This is a genomic window from Hoskinsella mucinilytica (genome assembly GCF_045223415.1).
Lineage (GTDB): Bacteria > Bacillota_I > Bacilli_A > Erysipelotrichales > Erysipelotrichaceae > Hoskinsella > Hoskinsella mucinilytica.
Genome location: NZ_JBEQZJ010000008.1, coordinates 1 through 17,249, shown reverse-complemented (window position 1 = coordinate 17,249; position 17,249 = coordinate 1). Strand labels below are relative to the sequence as shown.

Annotated in this window: 21 protein-coding genes; 13 read left to right on the top strand and 8 right to left on the bottom strand. The window is 32.1% G+C overall.

Features of this window, described 5'->3' with window-relative positions; translation table 11 throughout:
- Positions 1-196: 196 nt before the first annotated feature.
- The 5 genes from UGRO018_RS03975 to UGRO018_RS03955 all read right to left on the bottom strand — a co-directional run bounded on the left by UGRO018_RS03975 (position 197) and on the right by UGRO018_RS03955 (position 3,368).
- Positions 197-778, bottom strand: coding sequence for an accessory gene regulator B family protein (locus UGRO018_RS03975; protein ID WP_416325161.1), 582 nt, complete (start codon positions 776-778; stop codon positions 197-199).
- Positions 753-2,024 (bottom strand): hypothetical protein, encoded by a 1,272-nt coding sequence (locus UGRO018_RS03970; RefSeq protein WP_416325160.1) that lies wholly within the window; start codon positions 2,022-2,024, stop codon positions 753-755. The genes UGRO018_RS03975 and UGRO018_RS03970 overlap by 26 nt, the downstream gene beginning before the upstream one ends.
- Before the next feature lie 2 nt (positions 2,025-2,026).
- Positions 2,027-2,728: a LytR/AlgR family response regulator transcription factor gene (locus tag UGRO018_RS03965; protein WP_416325159.1), complete on the bottom strand. Its 702-nt coding sequence runs from the start codon at positions 2,726-2,728 to the stop codon at positions 2,027-2,029.
- Positions 2,729-2,754: 26 nt separating this feature from the next.
- Positions 2,755-3,075, bottom strand: coding sequence for a helix-turn-helix transcriptional regulator (locus UGRO018_RS03960; RefSeq protein ID WP_416325158.1), 321 nt, complete (start codon positions 3,073-3,075; stop codon positions 2,755-2,757).
- Positions 3,076-3,164: 89 nt separating this feature from the next.
- A complete protein-coding gene (locus UGRO018_RS03955) occupies positions 3,165-3,368 on the bottom strand; it encodes a helix-turn-helix domain-containing protein (RefSeq protein ID WP_416325157.1) in 204 nt (67 codons plus the stop codon).
- A 218-nt stretch (positions 3,369-3,586) separates the two neighbouring features.
- On the opposite strand from UGRO018_RS03955, the gene UGRO018_RS03950 reads away from it, so the two are divergent.
- From UGRO018_RS03950 to UGRO018_RS03920, 7 genes are all read left to right on the top strand, one after another.
- A complete protein-coding gene (locus UGRO018_RS03950) occupies positions 3,587-3,727 on the top strand; it encodes a cyclic lactone autoinducer peptide (protein WP_416325156.1) in 141 nt (46 codons plus the stop codon).
- A 188-nt stretch (positions 3,728-3,915) separates the two neighbouring features.
- Complete coding sequence (locus UGRO018_RS03945; RefSeq protein WP_416325155.1) at positions 3,916-4,371, top strand: sigma-70 family RNA polymerase sigma factor; 456 nt, start codon at positions 3,916-3,918, stop codon at positions 4,369-4,371.
- Positions 4,372-4,419: 48 nt separating this feature from the next.
- A complete protein-coding gene (locus UGRO018_RS03940) occupies positions 4,420-4,770 on the top strand; it encodes a recombinase family protein (RefSeq protein WP_416325154.1) in 351 nt (116 codons plus the stop codon).
- Positions 4,771-4,855: 85 nt separating this feature from the next.
- Positions 4,856-5,281 carry a sigma-70 RNA polymerase sigma factor region 4 domain-containing protein gene (locus UGRO018_RS03935; RefSeq protein WP_416325153.1) on the top strand — a complete coding sequence of 142 codons (426 nt, stop codon included), beginning with the start codon at positions 4,856-4,858 and terminating at the stop codon, positions 5,279-5,281.
- Positions 5,282-5,822: 541 nt separating this feature from the next.
- Complete coding sequence (locus UGRO018_RS03930) at positions 5,823-6,185, top strand: type II toxin-antitoxin system PemK/MazF family toxin (protein ID WP_416325152.1); 363 nt, start codon at positions 5,823-5,825, stop codon at positions 6,183-6,185.
- 58 nt (positions 6,186-6,243) lie between these two features.
- Positions 6,244-6,513: a DUF6870 family protein gene (locus tag UGRO018_RS03925; protein ID WP_416325151.1), complete on the top strand. Its 270-nt coding sequence runs from the start codon at positions 6,244-6,246 to the stop codon at positions 6,511-6,513.
- 56 nt (positions 6,514-6,569) lie between these two features.
- Positions 6,570-8,291 carry a recombinase family protein gene (locus UGRO018_RS03920; RefSeq protein WP_416325150.1) on the top strand — a complete coding sequence of 574 codons (1,722 nt, stop codon included), beginning with the start codon at positions 6,570-6,572 and terminating at the stop codon, positions 8,289-8,291.
- Here UGRO018_RS03920 and UGRO018_RS03915 read toward each other — a convergent pair.
- The 3 genes from UGRO018_RS03915 to UGRO018_RS03905 all read right to left on the bottom strand — a co-directional run bounded on the left by UGRO018_RS03915 (position 8,252) and on the right by UGRO018_RS03905 (position 10,147).
- Entirely contained in the window at positions 8,252-8,638 is a 387-nt protein-coding gene (locus tag UGRO018_RS03915) for a hypothetical protein (RefSeq protein WP_416325149.1), read from the bottom strand. The two genes, UGRO018_RS03920 and UGRO018_RS03915, sit on opposite strands and share 40 nt — an antisense overlap.
- 78 nt (positions 8,639-8,716) lie before the next feature.
- A complete protein-coding gene (locus tag UGRO018_RS03910; protein ID WP_416325148.1) occupies positions 8,717-9,829 on the bottom strand; it encodes a patatin-like phospholipase family protein in 1,113 nt (370 codons plus the stop codon).
- Positions 9,830-9,922: 93 nt separating this feature from the next.
- Positions 9,923-10,147, bottom strand: a complete 225-nt coding sequence (locus UGRO018_RS03905) for a hypothetical protein (RefSeq protein WP_416325147.1) — start codon at positions 10,145-10,147, stop codon at positions 9,923-9,925.
- 173 nt (positions 10,148-10,320) lie between these two features.
- On the opposite strand from UGRO018_RS03905, the gene UGRO018_RS03900 reads away from it, so the two are divergent.
- The 6 genes from UGRO018_RS03900 to UGRO018_RS03875 form a co-directional block, all read left to right on the top strand.
- The gene (locus UGRO018_RS03900; RefSeq protein ID WP_416325146.1) at positions 10,321-10,995 is read left to right on the top strand and encodes a response regulator transcription factor; all 675 of its coding nucleotides are present in this window, start codon (positions 10,321-10,323) and stop codon (positions 10,993-10,995) included.
- Positions 10,985-12,007 carry a sensor histidine kinase gene (locus UGRO018_RS03895; protein WP_416325145.1) on the top strand — a complete coding sequence of 341 codons (1,023 nt, stop codon included), beginning with the start codon at positions 10,985-10,987 and terminating at the stop codon, positions 12,005-12,007. Before UGRO018_RS03900 ends, UGRO018_RS03895 begins: the two co-directional genes overlap by 11 nt.
- 138 nt (positions 12,008-12,145) lie before the next feature.
- Positions 12,146-12,352, top strand: a complete 207-nt coding sequence (locus tag UGRO018_RS03890) for a hypothetical protein (RefSeq protein WP_416325144.1) — start codon at positions 12,146-12,148, stop codon at positions 12,350-12,352.
- Complete coding sequence (locus UGRO018_RS03885; RefSeq protein ID WP_416325143.1) at positions 12,349-13,116, top strand: ABC transporter ATP-binding protein; 768 nt, start codon at positions 12,349-12,351, stop codon at positions 13,114-13,116. Before UGRO018_RS03890 ends, UGRO018_RS03885 begins: the two co-directional genes overlap by 4 nt.
- The gene (locus UGRO018_RS03880; RefSeq protein WP_416325142.1) at positions 13,106-15,163 is read left to right on the top strand and encodes an FtsX-like permease family protein; all 2,058 of its coding nucleotides are present in this window, start codon (positions 13,106-13,108) and stop codon (positions 15,161-15,163) included. The genes UGRO018_RS03885 and UGRO018_RS03880 overlap by 11 nt, the downstream gene beginning before the upstream one ends.
- A gap of 52 nt (positions 15,164-15,215) precedes the next feature.
- The coding region (locus tag UGRO018_RS03875) for an ABC transporter permease (RefSeq protein ID WP_416325141.1) at positions 15,216-17,249 on the top strand (2,034 nt) is incomplete at its 3' end.

Here is a 17,249-nt window from a genome sequence, read left to right as displayed (position 1 = left end):
TATATCAAATATGTATATATGCTTGTATAACAGGAGAAAAGCAAAAATTAGAAAAAGCATATTCTTATTGAGATTGTGAAAGATGTATTATATTGGTTTAGTTAGAAAGACTAAGAAATCTGTTGATCTTAGAAACATTTTCTAATGAATATAATCAATATGAGTTTATACAATTTGTCATCATTAATTAGATAGCTTATTGACTACTTTTTTTATAAAGTAGTTTTTGTTTAAAATGTGATAGTATAAGATTTAAACACATCATGATTAATGTAATAAGAATTACATTATAAAAATCCGGATACAGATCATAAAAAAAAAGTACGATAAAGCTGTATATAGATAACATTAAATACGCTTTTTTTCTAAAATACGCTTTATCAGTAATATCTAAAATTTTATTCTCACAATCTATAACACCTATAAAATATATGACGAGTAATGTTGAAAAACAAATTAAAAACCTGATAATTAAATTGAGAAAAGGGATATTTTTGCATATTAAGGGTATAAGTATTGTGATAAATAATGAAAAAATAAAGCAAACTTTTTCATTTTTGAAATGCAGTCCTCCAAGATACTGCCTAAAAGAGATAAAAGTTATTAAAAAGCCTAACATTTCTATAACACAATTAAATAATAAACTAAAAGGAAGGATACAAATAATAAATAGTAAGTAATTAACTAAAATATCCATTCCATAATTAAAAATATCATCCTCAATATAAATATTGTTTTTATTTAAAAATGCTTTAACAAATAATTTTATTTTTTTCATGAAAATCTCCTTGAACATTATTGAATAAAATAGTTATACTTGACACCTTATTTTCAACATCATATTCATACCAATAAAATAAATGATTATCATCACAAATTTTAATTAAATTAGTAAATTCTTGATTATTAATGAAAGGATCACTTCTTGTATATGAAGTATATAACATGTTGAATGCTACTTGATCATTAATTTGCTTGCTCTTGATTATTATATTTTTCATCATATGTGAATCTAGTTTTTGACATTCCAATATTGCATTATCCAATAATATTCTAAATAGCTTTTCTAAATCAGATGATTTACAGGCAAAATTGGTTGATTCCAGCCGGACTCTTATAGTGATTTCATAATCTTCTAAATCTTGAATCTTATCATTTATAATAGCATCAATGACTTCATAATCTGAGTTTATCATATTATATATTCTAGTTGTTTGACTAAAGATATTTAAAATATATTTTTCTAGTTCTTTATAATTTTTATCTTCTAATAGATTAAGCATATTACGTGTTTGATTTCTTATATTATGCAAAAATTTATTATGTTGTTGTAATAGGTTTCGAACAGTTTCATACTCCATTTTACCTTTTAGTAATTCATATTGTAGCTCTTTTTCTTTATTTATTACAGTGATAGTTTTATGAAAAACATATATACTCACAAGATTTGACAATAATAAGCCTATTAATATAATTATATTAAAATCGGTATCTGTTGACATTTGATAATAGTCATTAACACTTAAAATAAGACAAATTGTTGTAATAGGTAAAATCATAATCAACCAAGAGAATTTAGGAATATAATTGAGCTTATAATTTTTATAAAATGTTTTAAGAATCATAGAAAAAATGAATAATAAGGCGTTGCTTAAAACGACACCTAATAAGTAAGCAAAAGAGTTATTGTACACGGTTAATTCACTTTTATCATAGAAGAATAGTAGACTCTTTAAAGTAATCAATTCACATGCTGAAAGATTAATAGCAAATATAAATACAATGATAAGCTTTCCTATAATTGATCCTTCAAAAGTTATTAGAGATAATAAATAATAAGATAATAACATAATAAGAAAGGTAAACTTACTAGAAGTAGTAAAATGAATTAGAGAGGTTAAGGCACAAAAGATTAGAAAAATATAATTATACGTTTTATCTGAATATTTATTTTCAAAAAATATATGACATATGTAAGAGAATATACTTAAAGTCAATATATTCGATATTAATGTGGCAATCATAATTATACCTTTCTATTTATATATTGGAAGTATTGTCTTTGAAAAGCCTCTTTATAAATAGGGGTTATTGAGATTCTTTCGTTATTATCCATAGTAATTTCATTTAATTCATAATGATTTATATGTGTCAAATTAACATAAAATGATCTATGGGGTTGTGCAAAGGGGGCATTATCAATTATTTCAATCCATTTTTTTAAAGTAAAATAACTACCTATCTCTTCTTTATTTACCATATGTATGATTGATTTTCTTTGAAGCATTTCTATATATATTATATCCTTGTAATAAAGTTTCGTTGGATATATTTTAGGGTTAAAATAACTTTGATTTTGATAAATATAATCCCAAGCAATTTCACTCATTTCACTATTAAATTGGAATTGATTAACTGGCTTTAATAAATATAAATCAGCTTTTGCCTTATAACCATCAAGAAGGTATCTATTGTAATTTGATATAAAGATGATACGTATATCCTTGTTGTAAACCCTAATGTTTTTGGCTAAATCAATACCATTTGTGTCATCTAATTCAATATCTAATACGATTATATCGAAATCATTTGCGATTTTTAAGACTTTTTCATAATTCTTTTCAGTTGATATATCCAATTTGAAATCTTTTTCTTGCTGAAAATTCTTAAAGAGCTCAAGTATATCCTTTAAGTCTGATTCATCATTTTCTACAATAAGTATTTTCATGTTTGCCACCTCATTTACAAAACTTTCTATATTATTTTACCACAATTTTTATCCTTTGTTATATTCTCGTCCATGAAACAATCAAATAGGGATATTAAAACATTTTTTTGTTTTTGATTTAGATGATTTAAAACTATTTCATCCTCATTATTAGAGGCAAAAATTAGATAATGTACTGAAACTTTAAAAATGATTGACAATAATACGATATGTCTTAAAGAAGGGGAAGCACTTCCACTTTCCCAATTATTAATAGTAGATCTGGATACACCAATTTTATCAGCTAATTGCTTTTGAGTTAACTTATGTACTATTTTTCTTTGATAGTGTATTTTATCTGGAGTCATTTTTAAGTACCTCATTTTCATGTATGAAAAGATCATATAAATTGTGGATAATCATACGTTGATCTTTACTTAGCTCAGTTATGTTAAGTTTATCTATTACTTCTTACTTCGCCAAATAAAATCTCATCAGCATCTTTGCCAAAGATTTCTACCATTTTTATTAACTGATCTAGCTCCGGCATATTAATACCTAATTCCCAAGATTCTATCATTGATGGAGATGTCGATAATTCTTTTGACAAATCAGTAACGCTTAGATTAAGTTTTTTTCTGTTTTTCCCTATTGTATTCATAAAACGCCTCACTTTATGTTATGTTTTAATTATAAAATCAAAATACGATTATGTATTTATCAGCATATTAGAAATATGACTTAAATAGTCATTTATATTAGTTATTGACTATATTCTTATTTTCATACAAAATATAAGCTTTTAAAACATCATTCATAGATATGAAAATTCTGTAATGGTAATATAAAAATGTAAAAAACCAAAAAGGAGGATTTTATATGGTAAAGAATATTATTGCAAAAACTATGGAGAAAACTATCACATCAGTAACTTCGTATTCTGTAAATACGGCATGTTGGCTTGTATTTGGGCAGAAAAAAGAACCTGTATCACTTAAAAGGTTAAAGAAACAAAAGTAATTAATTGAATATTTTGTTAATAAAATTACTGTGATTAACAGTTTATGCAGAACAATTTATCTATTTTATCTATACTCGTCATCTATATGGTGTCGAGTTTTTTTATATTCATATTGATAATTTATCTAATTCATAAGGGACATCCGCCATAACAACATTTTCTTAAACAAAAAGAAAGTGAGGATGTTATGAAAAATGATTATAAGAGAAATTATTTTTGGAGTCTCAAAATAAACGGAGAATATAAATATTTTTTTAAAATAAAAGGGTCCTTTTTTGAAATATCAAAAGAAGTGTACTTTACATGTAAAAACAGTTATAGAAAAATTCACCGAGACAATAAACGGGATTATGAAATACTAGCGCACTATGAAGATATTGATTTAGCAATAAGTCATTTAGAATTCTTAGAAACCTTTGATATTGTAGATTATGTATATAAAAACATACTATATGAAAATCTTCATCTCGCAATAAAGTCGCTTACTGAATATGAACAGAATATTATTAAACTTATCTATTTGCAAGATAAAACTGAAAGAGAAGTAGCTGCCATTCTGAATATACCAAATACCACATTACATAATAAAAAAATAAAAATTTTAAAGAAATTAAAAAAATATTTGGAGCAAGATGAATTTTAATTGTCCTTTCTTGATTGAAGAGTAAATCTTCACAAGGAGGAACGTCTTATGGAACGTTATTTAAATGTTTGGATTCATTGTAGAGTTTCTAATGAATCAGAAAGAATCTTGTTAGAGTATCAAAAGGACAAGATTCTGAATCATCTTGAAGGGTTTAATTACTCAATATTTGGGATAAGCAAGGAAGTTAGTACAGGGAAAGATCCACATTCAAGAGCTATAAATTCGATTAGAATTCATGCCAGTAGAGGAGATATTGATGTTGTTATCGTAACAGATAAAACTAGATTACTTATTGATGATGGTCAATATCAAGAATTGAAGCTATTATGCGAAATGCTGGATGTAAAAATTGTTGAACTGCAAGAGATAGACGGTCTATTTCATATTGATTGGTAGTTTAGATACGCAACACTGTTATTATCAAATACGTGCGCCACCACCTCCTTCATTAGTTGAAAAACGAAGTGAGGGAGGATAAATTATGAGCTATAATAAATCATTAGAATTAAAGAAATGGCAAAAATGGAAACAAAAAGAAGAACAACTTTTAAGAGATTTAGGTGTTGAAGAAAATATCATAAATCAACTTCGAGATTATGATTATCAACAGTTTTTGGCTGAAAGAAGAATCAGAAGTAGACAAACTGCAACACTTAATACATTTTTCTTAAATTTGCCCTATCAAGATAAAAAAGAAATTAGGTCTGTTGAGGATTTATTAGATAATATCGAAAATGAATCCTTATTTGCCTATCTATCAAAAACAGATTCTGAAACTTTATCGATTCTATTACTAAGGATAATGGGTTATTCTGTATCGGAAATTTCTAATATCATTGGTAAACATGAAGGTGCAATTTATGTTAAAATACACCGTTTGAAGGAAAAAATAAAAAAATTTCAATAAGATGTAAGAAAATGGGTGTTTTCGTGGGCTATATAGTGAAGGGGTTAAATGATCCCTAATAGCTCTTTGAAAACTGAATACGAATCGTTGGTAACATTAACAGTATTTTAAGCCCACCGGAAGATACGCCATGACCATGTAGAGCAGAAAAAGAAAATGCAAACATGAGAGCGAATAACCTATCTGTCTGAAAAATAGTATGCAACTATAGGCGATGATAAATGCTGGGATAATGCTACTTCTGTAGTCGGCGCTAGAGCGGTTTTATTCCGTCGCAAGCAATGACAAGCAACTGGGTGAGAACCACGCAGGAGATCAGAATGGACGCCATAAAAGAACATCAACATCTCATGGAGCTGTTATGCAAAAACAGCCTATCAACGATTGCTTTGTTTCGGCGGTCAGGGACGAATAGGAACAAGAAAATATATAAATAAACAATAACCGTATTCAATATTGTAATGGAATATTTATATTTCTCAAACAAGACATTGAATACGGTTTTACATACCTATTTAGGATGTAGAAAGGAGGACACTATATGGAAAACCAAGTGTTAAGAGGTCAGATATATTATGCTGATTTGGAAACGACGGTAGGCTCTGAACAGGGTGGTGTACGACCTGTATTGATTATTCAAAACAATATTGGCAATAAGTACAGTCCCACTACGATTATAGTGGCTATGACAAAACGAGTACACTCAAAGCATAACTTGCCTACGCATCATTTCATATCATCTTCCATCGGACTAAAACATGATTCCATCATTTTATTGGAACAGATTCGCACGATTGATAAAGCGAGATTAAGAGAATATATTGGTACAATCGGAAAAGAAGATATGTTGCAGATTGAACGAAAGCTTATCATTAGTCTTGGAATCAATAAATACGATTTGTGACATTAGCATAAACGACAAAATATGTCATATATATCTAATATTCGGAGATGATAAGCAAATGCTTGAAATTGAAAAACTGACAGACTTAGGTCAAATGGAGATCAACCTTGTGGATAAAAGTTGTTTAAAAGATATTACACAAATAAAGGTTGATACGAGCCTTCCCATAACACAACGTCTTATAAAATTTTTAGAAGATATAGAAAACCCATACTGCTTTCTTGTGGGATCAAGTGCAGTAAAGATTGAATTTTCATCAAACGGACAACAGCTGCAAAACTGTTTAAAAAATCACTTTATTACACAGCGTAATCGCACATTTGAGTAGTAAGCATTTTTATCTTAAACTTAGGACGAATAAATGGTTATGGAAGGAGAGAGAAAATGCGAGAAACAAAAAAACAAGCAGTAAAAAAAACATTCCACTACTGTATGTATTTAAGAAAGTCCTCAGAGGAAGAAGATAGTCGCAGTATTGGAAATCAAAAAGAAGTGTTGGAAGGAGTCATTGAAGACATTATCTCCAATGATCCTTTCAATAACTATGTTTATGTAGATACCTTTAAAGATGAAAACTATACCGGAACGGATTCAGAGCGCCCTGATTTTAAACGAATGCTTCAGATGATGGCGCAAGGTAAAGTCAATATGATTGTTGTAACCGATTTATCAAGGTTATCAAGAAATATCTCTGAATCCATCAACTATATTCAAAGTGTATTTGTTATGTTGGATATAAGATTTATATCTTATCAGTTGCCTACCATAGACAGTTATCTAAATCCGGACAAAATTTATTCTCTTGAAGTACCAATACAAAGTATGATGAATGAAAATCATTGTGCGGAAACCTCAATTAAAGTACGAAGAACGTTTGATCGTTTGCGTGCTGATGGTAAGTTTATCGGAGCCTTTGCAGGATATGGATGGATCAAAAATCCGGATGACAAACATAAATTGTTAATAGATGAAGAAGCAAAAGAAATCATGCATTTAATGAAGGATTTGCTATTCCAATACAACAGTTGTAATCAGATAGCAAAGAGATTGAATGAAAAAGGCATTCTTAGTCCTGCAGGGCATAAAAAATCAAAAGGAATGAAGCATAATTCTGTAATGAACAACATTGATGGAAGTTATTTATGGTCAGGTGTAAGTGTACGAAAGATGCTTTCACGACCTGAGAATGTCGGAGATTTAGTACAAGGCAGACAAAAAGTTAAAAGCTATAAAATTCATACAAAAGTAAAAATGCCAGAAACAGAATGGTTCGTAACAAAAGATGGATGTCCAGCGATTTTCACTAGAGAAGAGCAAAGTAAAATCAATAAATTATTAGCAATGAATTTTCGTGAAATGCAAAAAGAAAAAGAAATAAGAGAAGTGCCAATGGACATGCCAGTAAATGATGAGGATAAAACAGGTAGTGGAAAAAATAAACCATATTTGTTTTCTGGGTTTGTGAGATGTCCAGATTGTAATCGGGCAATGAACCGAAAAGGTACGAAGAAAAGCTATGGATATTATATTTGTTCTACTTACAAGAATTATGGTACGTGCAGTAAGCATAGTATTCGTGAAGATGAATTAGCGAAAATAGTGTATGCAGCAATCAAACAACAGATAGATGTTTCAGTGGAAATGTCAGAATTGATCCAATCAATTAATGAAACACCTATTATGAAAAAGAAAAATTTTGATTATCATACACAAAAAAAGAAACTGGAGTCAGAATTGTATAAGATCGCTCATTATCAAAAAGGATTGTATCAAGATTTCAAAGATGGCTTGATTTCTAAGGAAGAATATCTTGATTTGAAAAAAGATTATACGGAACAAGCAGAGCAGATAAGAAAAGCGATTGAAAATGTTGAAACAGAATTAAGTACAATGCAGAAAGTAGTAGAACAAAAGGATCTGTATTTGGAACATTTTATCAAGCATCAAGGTTTTGATAAATTAAATCGAGATATGTTAACTGATTTAATTGATGCTATCTATATATATGAAAATAAAAATGTGAAAATCAAATTCTCATTTGAGGATGAATATAAAAACCTCATTGCTTATATGGAAGAAGGAAAGAATCTTCTTAAAAACGAATGAGGTTTTGTTTGAATTAAGTTTTGTCCTAATTTCATTGGACACGTTACTCCTCTTGGTCCAGGAAAGCCTTGTGGTCCGGTAGGACCAGCAATCCCTTGAATACCAGGACATCCCTGAGGTCCTGTTACCCCCTGTGGACCTCTACATCCTGGAAGTCCTTCCTTCCCTTGTGGACCTTGTAGCCCCCTTGGTCCCTGCGGCCCTCTTGGTCCTCTTGGACCCATTGGACCAACAGGGCCTGCACAACATTGTGTTTGTGAACAACATTCCTGACGATCACATTCACAATCCACATCAAATTCGTGATCATCGCACCCGCAATCATACTCATATCGATTCTGATACATAGCATGTCCCCTTTCTCATGAAACACTTCCTTGCTGTTTCAATTTACTATATGCCCATTTTACAAATGTGTTCCTGTCCTATTCCAGATTTCCAAAACAATACAATTGACACTGCGCCAATTCATACCCATGTCTTGCGATTTTATCAAAGTCTATGACACTCATTTTCTCTAATGTTGTTTTATAATCTTTGACCTTATCTACTTCTTTTTTATTTAACGAAGCCAATAACAGCTTTTCCTTTTCGTGATATGGTAATTCACAATGATGCAAGATATCCTTTACCTCACTACCGATTTTCAGATATAAGCCATTATGATACTTTTGAACATAAGCAATCACTGATCTACTTTTCAAAGATTCCACTTGATCCATACTGATATCCAATAAACGCTTTAAATTACCGATAGAAAAACTCATGGTTCTATTTTTGTGAGCAATCGTTCCTGAAGCATTACTTACGATCAAATAATTGATATCCTTATGAAGGGAAGTATGATTACCGATATGAAATAACGGATCCAACCCCATATTATCATAAACGCCACCATCCCATAGGTGAAGCACTTTATCTTGTGGCTGTATTGGTTCTTTTTTTTGATTCACCCAAGATTCATCCTTTGTTTTTAATTTATAAGGACCAATCAAAATCGGAAAACCGGCACTTGCGGCCATTGCATGAGTCAAAGGAAAAGATGGCTTCGATACATAACCTGTTTGAATAGATCCCATTTGTTCGGAAGAAATACGAAAATCTTTCCCACTTTCATAAGCAGTAGTATTGATGGTCCATCTAGGATAAACTGGTATATCTTGTAAACATCCTTCAACATTCCATCGTTGTTTCATTACGTTCGCTAAAAGATTTACTTTTTTATCCCAATAATATGGCTCTATCAACAATCTTGCCAAAGAATGCCATTGAATGTCTTTTTGTGTGATCATGGTTTTGATCTTCGGATATACTTCTTGAAGAAATGAAACATCATCTGGCCAACGATGATCATGGCAGCCATAAATCAACCCCATACAAATGCTTGCGCCCGATACGGAAGAAATATGTGCTATCTGTTCGAATAAACCATGTTCTGCAAGACATCGTAATACTCCTAAATGAAAAACAGCAGCTCTCATTCCCCCACCGGATAAAGCCAATCCAATCTTCATTTCTTTCTTTTTCAAACTAGTCACCCCTTGTTATTCTATGATGATGCAAAAAAAAGGACGCAAAAAAAGTCTGTCATAACAAAACGGTTTTCACACGCTTATTTGACAGACGATTTCTTATTCTTTTGTCGGAAACAATACTTCTGATATCAACTTTTGTGCTTTATCCGCATCCTCATGATGCACATATAACTGAAATGCATCTCCTAACTCATCATATGCAGATTTGGTCGTTTTCGTTGTATATTCGATATTTTCTTTTTTTAACATATCGCATACTTTGTCTAAATTTTCTTTTGCATAGGTCGTATAGACGACGGTGCGATTAAAAATTGTCAGCATACATCATGCCCCCTTTGTCTACTTTTATTATAACATGAAAGTTTCCGTGTTCCTATGTTTTCCTTCTTGACAAAAAGAGATCTCACAAAAGCAAGATATTTACATCTACTTTTTCAGCTTTCATAGAAAAATTAGAAATCCTCGTGTATAATAACAACAGGTGGTGATCTAACATGTATCGAATCATGATTATAGAAGATAACGAAAAAATTAGAAATGAGCTTTGTGATTTTTTAAGTAAAAACGGCTATGAAACAATCGGACCGGATGACTTTGAACATATCCTGGAAGCAATCCATAAAGAGAAACCGGATCTATTACTACTGGATTTAAATTTGCCTGTTTATGATGGACATTATATCTGTAGAGAAGTGCGTAAAAACAGCAATCTTCCTATCATCATTGTCACAAGCAGAGATTCGGATATGGATGAATTGATCTCTATGAATCTTGGCGCTGATGATTTTGTGACAAAGCCTTATAATCTACAGATTTTATTGGCAAGACTTTCCAGAGTATTACAGCGTTCCTATGAGCACTCCTCCAGCAATATACTTATGATTCATGATATTTCTTTAGATATCAGTAAAAGCACACTTACTTATCAAGGACAAAGCGTTGATCTGACCAAAAACGAATTAAGAATCATGCATTGTTTGTTTCAAAATAAAAACAAAATCGTATCCAGAAATGAACTGATGCAACATATGTGGGATTGTGATTTATTTGTGGATGATAATACCTTGACCGTAAATATCAATCGTTTACGTAAAAAATTGGAATATCTTCGTCTTGATGATTTGATACAGACAAAACGTGGTATGGGGTATATTGTTTATGAGGACTAGAAGTTTCTTAAAGGAAAAGTTATATCTACTTCTTTTATCTATTTTGACCTCTCTCATCACGGTATTGTTTCTTATCGCTATCAAAGTGAACCAAGAAGTCATTCTTGTCATTGAGTTTTTATTTTGGGGAATGATCTTAGCCATCTTGGTAATCGAATATTTACGTAGAGCCGGGTATTATCGAAGACTCGAGGATACATTAAATCAGTTGGATAAGAAATACCTGATTACTGAAATCATGGAAGAGCCTTTATTTATGGACGGACAGATATTATATGATACGTTACGTGTGGTTGATAAAAGTATGAATGATCATGTCAATAGCTTTAAAACCGTTCAAAAAGAGTATAAAGAATATGTAGAGATGTGGGTACATGAAATTAAGACCCCCTTGGCAGCAGCTAAACTTATCATATCCAATAATCCCAGTGATGTAACCGCAAGTATACAAGAGGAAATCGAAAAAGTCGAAGGTTATGTTGAACAAGCACTTTTTTATGCTCGTAGTACTTCTGTGGAAAAGGATTATGCGATCAAACAGCTTGAGCTTGCGCCATTAATTTCAAAAGTGATTCGTAGACATTCTAAGGAATTCATCTATCATAAAATAAAGATCACCTTAGATGATGTTGATAAACAGGTTTATAGTGATAGCAAATGGATCGAGTTTATCTTAGATCAGATTTTAACCAATGCTTTGAAATATACTTCTCCACAAACCGGAGAAATCCATATTTATACATCAATGAAGAATCATATGACCTGCCTACATATTCAAGATAACGGTATCGGAATTGATGCCAAAGATCTACCTAAAATATTTGAACGTGGGTTTACCGGTCAAAGTGGACGCAATCATGAGTTAGCAACCGGTATGGGATTATATTTATGCAAAACTTTATGTGATAAATTATATTTGTATTTACATGCAGATAGCAAACTTCATGAAGGAACGACCATTACCATTGGCTTTCCAGCCAGTGATTTGTATAAAATAGAGCATGAAACGTAAAAGAGTAAGGCGATAGAATCTTACTCTTTTCATATGATTTTCGGCTACCTTACAACATTGTAAGGATAATGTCACAGACATCCATGGCTGTTTTCCTTGCCATCAACTAAAATATGTGTGTAAGGAAGGTGATCCTCTATGGAAAAAATTTGGAATTATCGCTTTGAAATCTGTATCGCTTGTTCAGGAGCATTGTTATTTCTCAACCTATTGCTTCCTGAGTTCTTAAATGATGGTATCAATGGGTGTATGCTAATTCTATTTCTAATGTCGATCATCCTACTGAAATTAACAACCATTAACGAGCATATCAAACAGAAAATAAATCAAGGAGGAAGATTATGAAAACGATTTTATCTGTAGAACACATTGAAAAATATTATGGAAACCGAGGAAATATCACAAAAGCAGTCGATGACATCTCTTTTCAAGTAGATGAAGGAGAATTTGTCGGTGTAATGGGGCCTAGTGGTTCCGGTAAAACAACGTTATTAAATTGTATCTCTACCATCGATTCTGTGACCAGTGGGCATATCTTCATCAATGGCTCTGATATTACAGCTTTGAAAAAAAATAGCCTCAGCAAATTTCGTAGAGAAGAGCTAGGCTTTATCTTTCAAGATTTCAACCTATTAGATACGTTAACTGCCTATGAAAATATCGCCATTGCCTTAACAATTCAAAAAGTGAAAGCAAGTGAAATCGATCAACGTATTAAAACAGTTGCGAAAAAACTGGATATCACTGAAGTACTTCAAAAATACCCTTATCAAATGAGTGGTGGACAAAAACAGCGTGTCGCCAGTGCACGTGCCTTGATCACCAATCCAAGTTTGATTTTGGCAGATGAACCTACCGGAGCATTGGATTCCAAGAGTAGTCGCATGTTGTTAGATAGTATGGAAAAGTTAAATCAAGAATACAATGCCACGATCATGATGGTTACTCACGATGCCTTTACCGCATCTTATGCACATCGTATTTTATTCATCAAGGATGGAAAGATCTTCAACGAATTGATCCGTGGAGAGGATAGCCGCAAAGATTTCTTCAATCGCATTATGGAAGTTGTGACTCTATTGGGAGGAGATAGCGGCAATGTACTTTAAGCTTGCGCTTCGCAACGTCAAAAAGAGCTATCAAGATTTTCTCATCTATTTTTTGACACTTGCGTTTTCCGTCTGTCTGTTTTATACCTTCAACTCTTTTCAGGATCAACAATACGTCATGCAGATGAATGAGGGACAATCTCAAATCATACAATCATTATCTCTCATCATGTCCTATCTTTCCATGTTTGTTGCTATCGTTCTTGCCTTTCTGATTTTATATGCCAACAACTTTTTAATCAAACGCAGAAAAAAAGAGTTAGGCTTATATATGTTACTTGGCATGCCGAAAAACAAAATTTCCAAAGTACTTGTTTATGAAACCCTTTTGATTGGTTTATTATCTCTTGTTCTCGGGATGGTGTTCGGATTTCTTTTATCGCAACTATTAACCATTGTTACCGCACATCTATTCGAGGTATCATTAAACTATCGCTTTGTTTTCTCATTACAAGCTACCATTTGGACCGTTGTTTCTTTCACGATCATTTTCTTAGTCATCATGATATTTAATACCTTTGTCTTAAATCGTTATCAATTGATCGATTTGTTAAATGCAGGAAAAAAACATCAAGAATTGAAGCTCAAAAAGCTTTGGATGTCTGTTGTGATCTTCTTAATATCCTTAATCTGTCTTGGATGGGCTTATTATGAAGGCATCGAAAAAGGTCTATTGGCCGGTGATTTGATCGGTTATATCATCTTAGCAGGTAGTATTGGTACCGTATTGTTTTTCTTATCTTTGGCAGGCTTTTTATTGACGATCATCAAATCAAACAAACGCATTTACTTCCGTAATCTGCATTGTTTCATAACTCGTCAGATCAATGCCAGCATCAATACCAATTTTCTATCTATGAGTATTGTTTGTATCATGTTATTGCTTAGTATCGGTGCGTTATCTACAGGTTTAAATATGAGTGCGACCATGAACAAGACGGTTCGCTATTCTACACCGTATGACTTCTCTTATACAAACCATAACCGTATGCTGGATTATGATACGAAACAATTAGTTACAGTAGAACATGCTCCAGTAGATCTACAAAAAGCAATTGATGATATATCCTTAGATCCTTCTTATATTAAGTCATCCAATGTAGCAAGCGTATATGCTGATCAATTGCGTTGTAATGATGAAACCATCTTAAACATGATTACCAAAAAAGATATCAAAGAGTTTTTATCTTATCAGTATGATTTTGTGAACATCATTTCCCTAAGTGACTTTAATAAAGCACGTATTGCAAGAGGAATGGATGCGTTGTCACTTACAGATTCTCAAGCCTATCTTTATTCTAATTATGAAATGGTTGAGGATGGTGTTATGGAAATTTTAGCAGCTCACCCTGAACTCAACATCTTTCAACATAAGCTTAAGATCATAAATGATGACTATGAACGTATTTCCCTTCATACTACCATTGATAATGGGTTTGGCGAATATCTTATCTTAGTGGTAGCGGATAATGTAATTCCGGATAATGCATTGGTGTATACTACCTATTGGAATGCTGATTTAAATGATAACATTATGCCTCAAGCATTCTCTGAATATTTTATCGATCAAATGAATACGACATACGATGTGCCGGAAGATATCCATCAATTCCTACAACAATACTATGTAGAGGATAAAGATAGTGCAATGGAAGCTAGCAAAGGGATGTCTGTTGTATTTACTTATATCGGCATCTATCTTGGAATCGTATTTATGATTGCAAGTGCTGTTGTCTTAGCATTACAGCAATTATCCAGTGCAAATGATAGCAAAGCTCGTTATCAGATCTTAAACAAAATCGGTGCGGATAAGAAAATGATCAATCGAACCATCTTCACTGAAATTGCGATTTATTTCCTACTTCCTTTGGCACTTACCATTGTGCACAGCATCATTGGAATTCAGGTTGTAAATAATGTATTGATCATGTTCGGTAAAGGAGATATCTTGTTATCATCCTTATTTACCGGAGGAATCATTATCCTTATTTACGGATCTTATTTCATGATCACATATCTGGGATATAAAAGAATATTAAAATCTTAACAGGAGGTAATGCTCCTGTTTTGTGCAAGGATACAAGTTGGGAGGGACCATGATGTATTTAAAATTGGCATTGAAAAACGTTAAAAAAAGCTATCAAGATTTTCTTGTATATTTTATGACACTGAGTTTCTCTGTCTGTTTGTTTTATACCTTTAATTCTTTTCAAGAACAAAAAGCAGTGATTTCCATTCATGATTCCCAATATGATCTCATTACACAACTAAGTGGTACGATGATGTTTATCAGCATCTTTGTCGCAATCATATTAGGCTTTCTCATTCTTTATGCCAATAACTTTTTAATGAAACGTAGAAGAAAAGAGTTTGGTATTTATATGTTGCTTGGTATGCCTCGTCGAAACATATCGCATATTCTTATTTATGAAACTATGTTGATTGGTATCATTTCTTTTCTCACAGGTATCCTATTAGGGCTTTTTCTATCACAAATACTTACCGCAATCACTGCCAATCTTTTTGAAGCAACCTTAAATTATCACTTTGTTTTTTCTCCGCTTGCCTTTATCGTTACCTTGTGTTCCTTCTCTTTTATCTTCATTATCGTCATCCTTTGCCAAACCTTTGTGATTCGAAAAAATGATATCATTCATTTTATCAAAACGGATCCTATAGAAAAAGGAAAAGTGAAAAAACTGTGGTTATCTACACTTTTGTTTATCCTTTCCTTACTGTTTCTCGCTACAACTTATACGTTTGCCTTAAGGGATCCTATCAAAGCATTTGATCGCCTTGATTTGATCATTGTCTTAGGCAGTAGCGGTACCATATTATTCTTTCTTTCTCTATCTGGCTTTTTATTAAGTTTGATTCGATCAAATAAGCACCTATATTTTAAAAACTTGAATTGTTTCGTCTTACGTCAACTAAGCAGTACCGTAAATACCAGCTTTATTTCTATGAGCATTTTATGTATTATGTTATTATTAAGCATCGGAGCTTTATCTACCGGCTTGAATCTAAAAAATACCATCAATCAAACATTGAAAGCCAGTACTCCTTATGATTTTTCCTTTCTCGCCATATATCAAACAGAACATTCAAATCAACCTATCGATATGAAAAGCTATATTGATCCTTCCCTTATCGATCCTAGCATCGTAAAGGAAGCCTATACCTTTGACATCTATGATGGCCTCATAAAGCTCGATTCATTAGATACGAAAACCTTGAGTCAAGATGAAATTAGCTTATTACGCTCTTGGATGCCTGATCAAACGATGAAAGTTAACATCATTCCTTTATCTGCCTATAATCAAGTCATGAAAGATACCAATCGAAAAGCATTATCATTAAAATCACAGGAAGGCTTTCTCTATTATGATTCAGAGTATTATCGAAAGTATTTCGAAGCATTTCTTTCTACATCACCAACCGTTCAATTAGAACAGCAATCTTTTCGAATCATCAATCAAGAATATGATACTTATTATATGTATACTACCGCATTGACAGATACCAATACGATCTATCTTGTCCTGCCTGATCAACAAATTCCAAAGCAACTAGCAAAAAAAGAATGCGTTTATAATATCAATTTAAAAGATACGATAGATTCGATCCAATATTATGAAGAGTTTACGCAATTCATATATGAAGAACATACAGTGGAAATGAATGCTTCCAAGTATTCTGATATCTATTTCTATTGGTATGACGCTGATTCTATTCGTGTCAATTCCGCAGGACTTTCGGTATCCTTTACTTATGTCGGAATATATCTTGGTATCGTGTTTCTCATAGCCAGTGCAGCCATTTTATCACTACAGCTGTTATCTCAAGCGGAGGATAATAAGCAACGCTATGCTATCCTTACTAAAATAGGTACAGAGGAAAGTATGCAAAACAAAGCGATACTATTACAGATCGGATTATATTTTCTACTTCCGTTGATACTTGCGACCATTCATAGTATCGTAGGCATACAAATGGTCAATGCCTTGGTATCCTTCTTAGGAAAAGGAGATATCTTAGATGCTTCCTTATTAACCGCAACCTTCTTCTTATTACTTTATGGAGCTTATTTCTCCTTAACATATTCACAATACAAACGAATACTTCGTCATCGA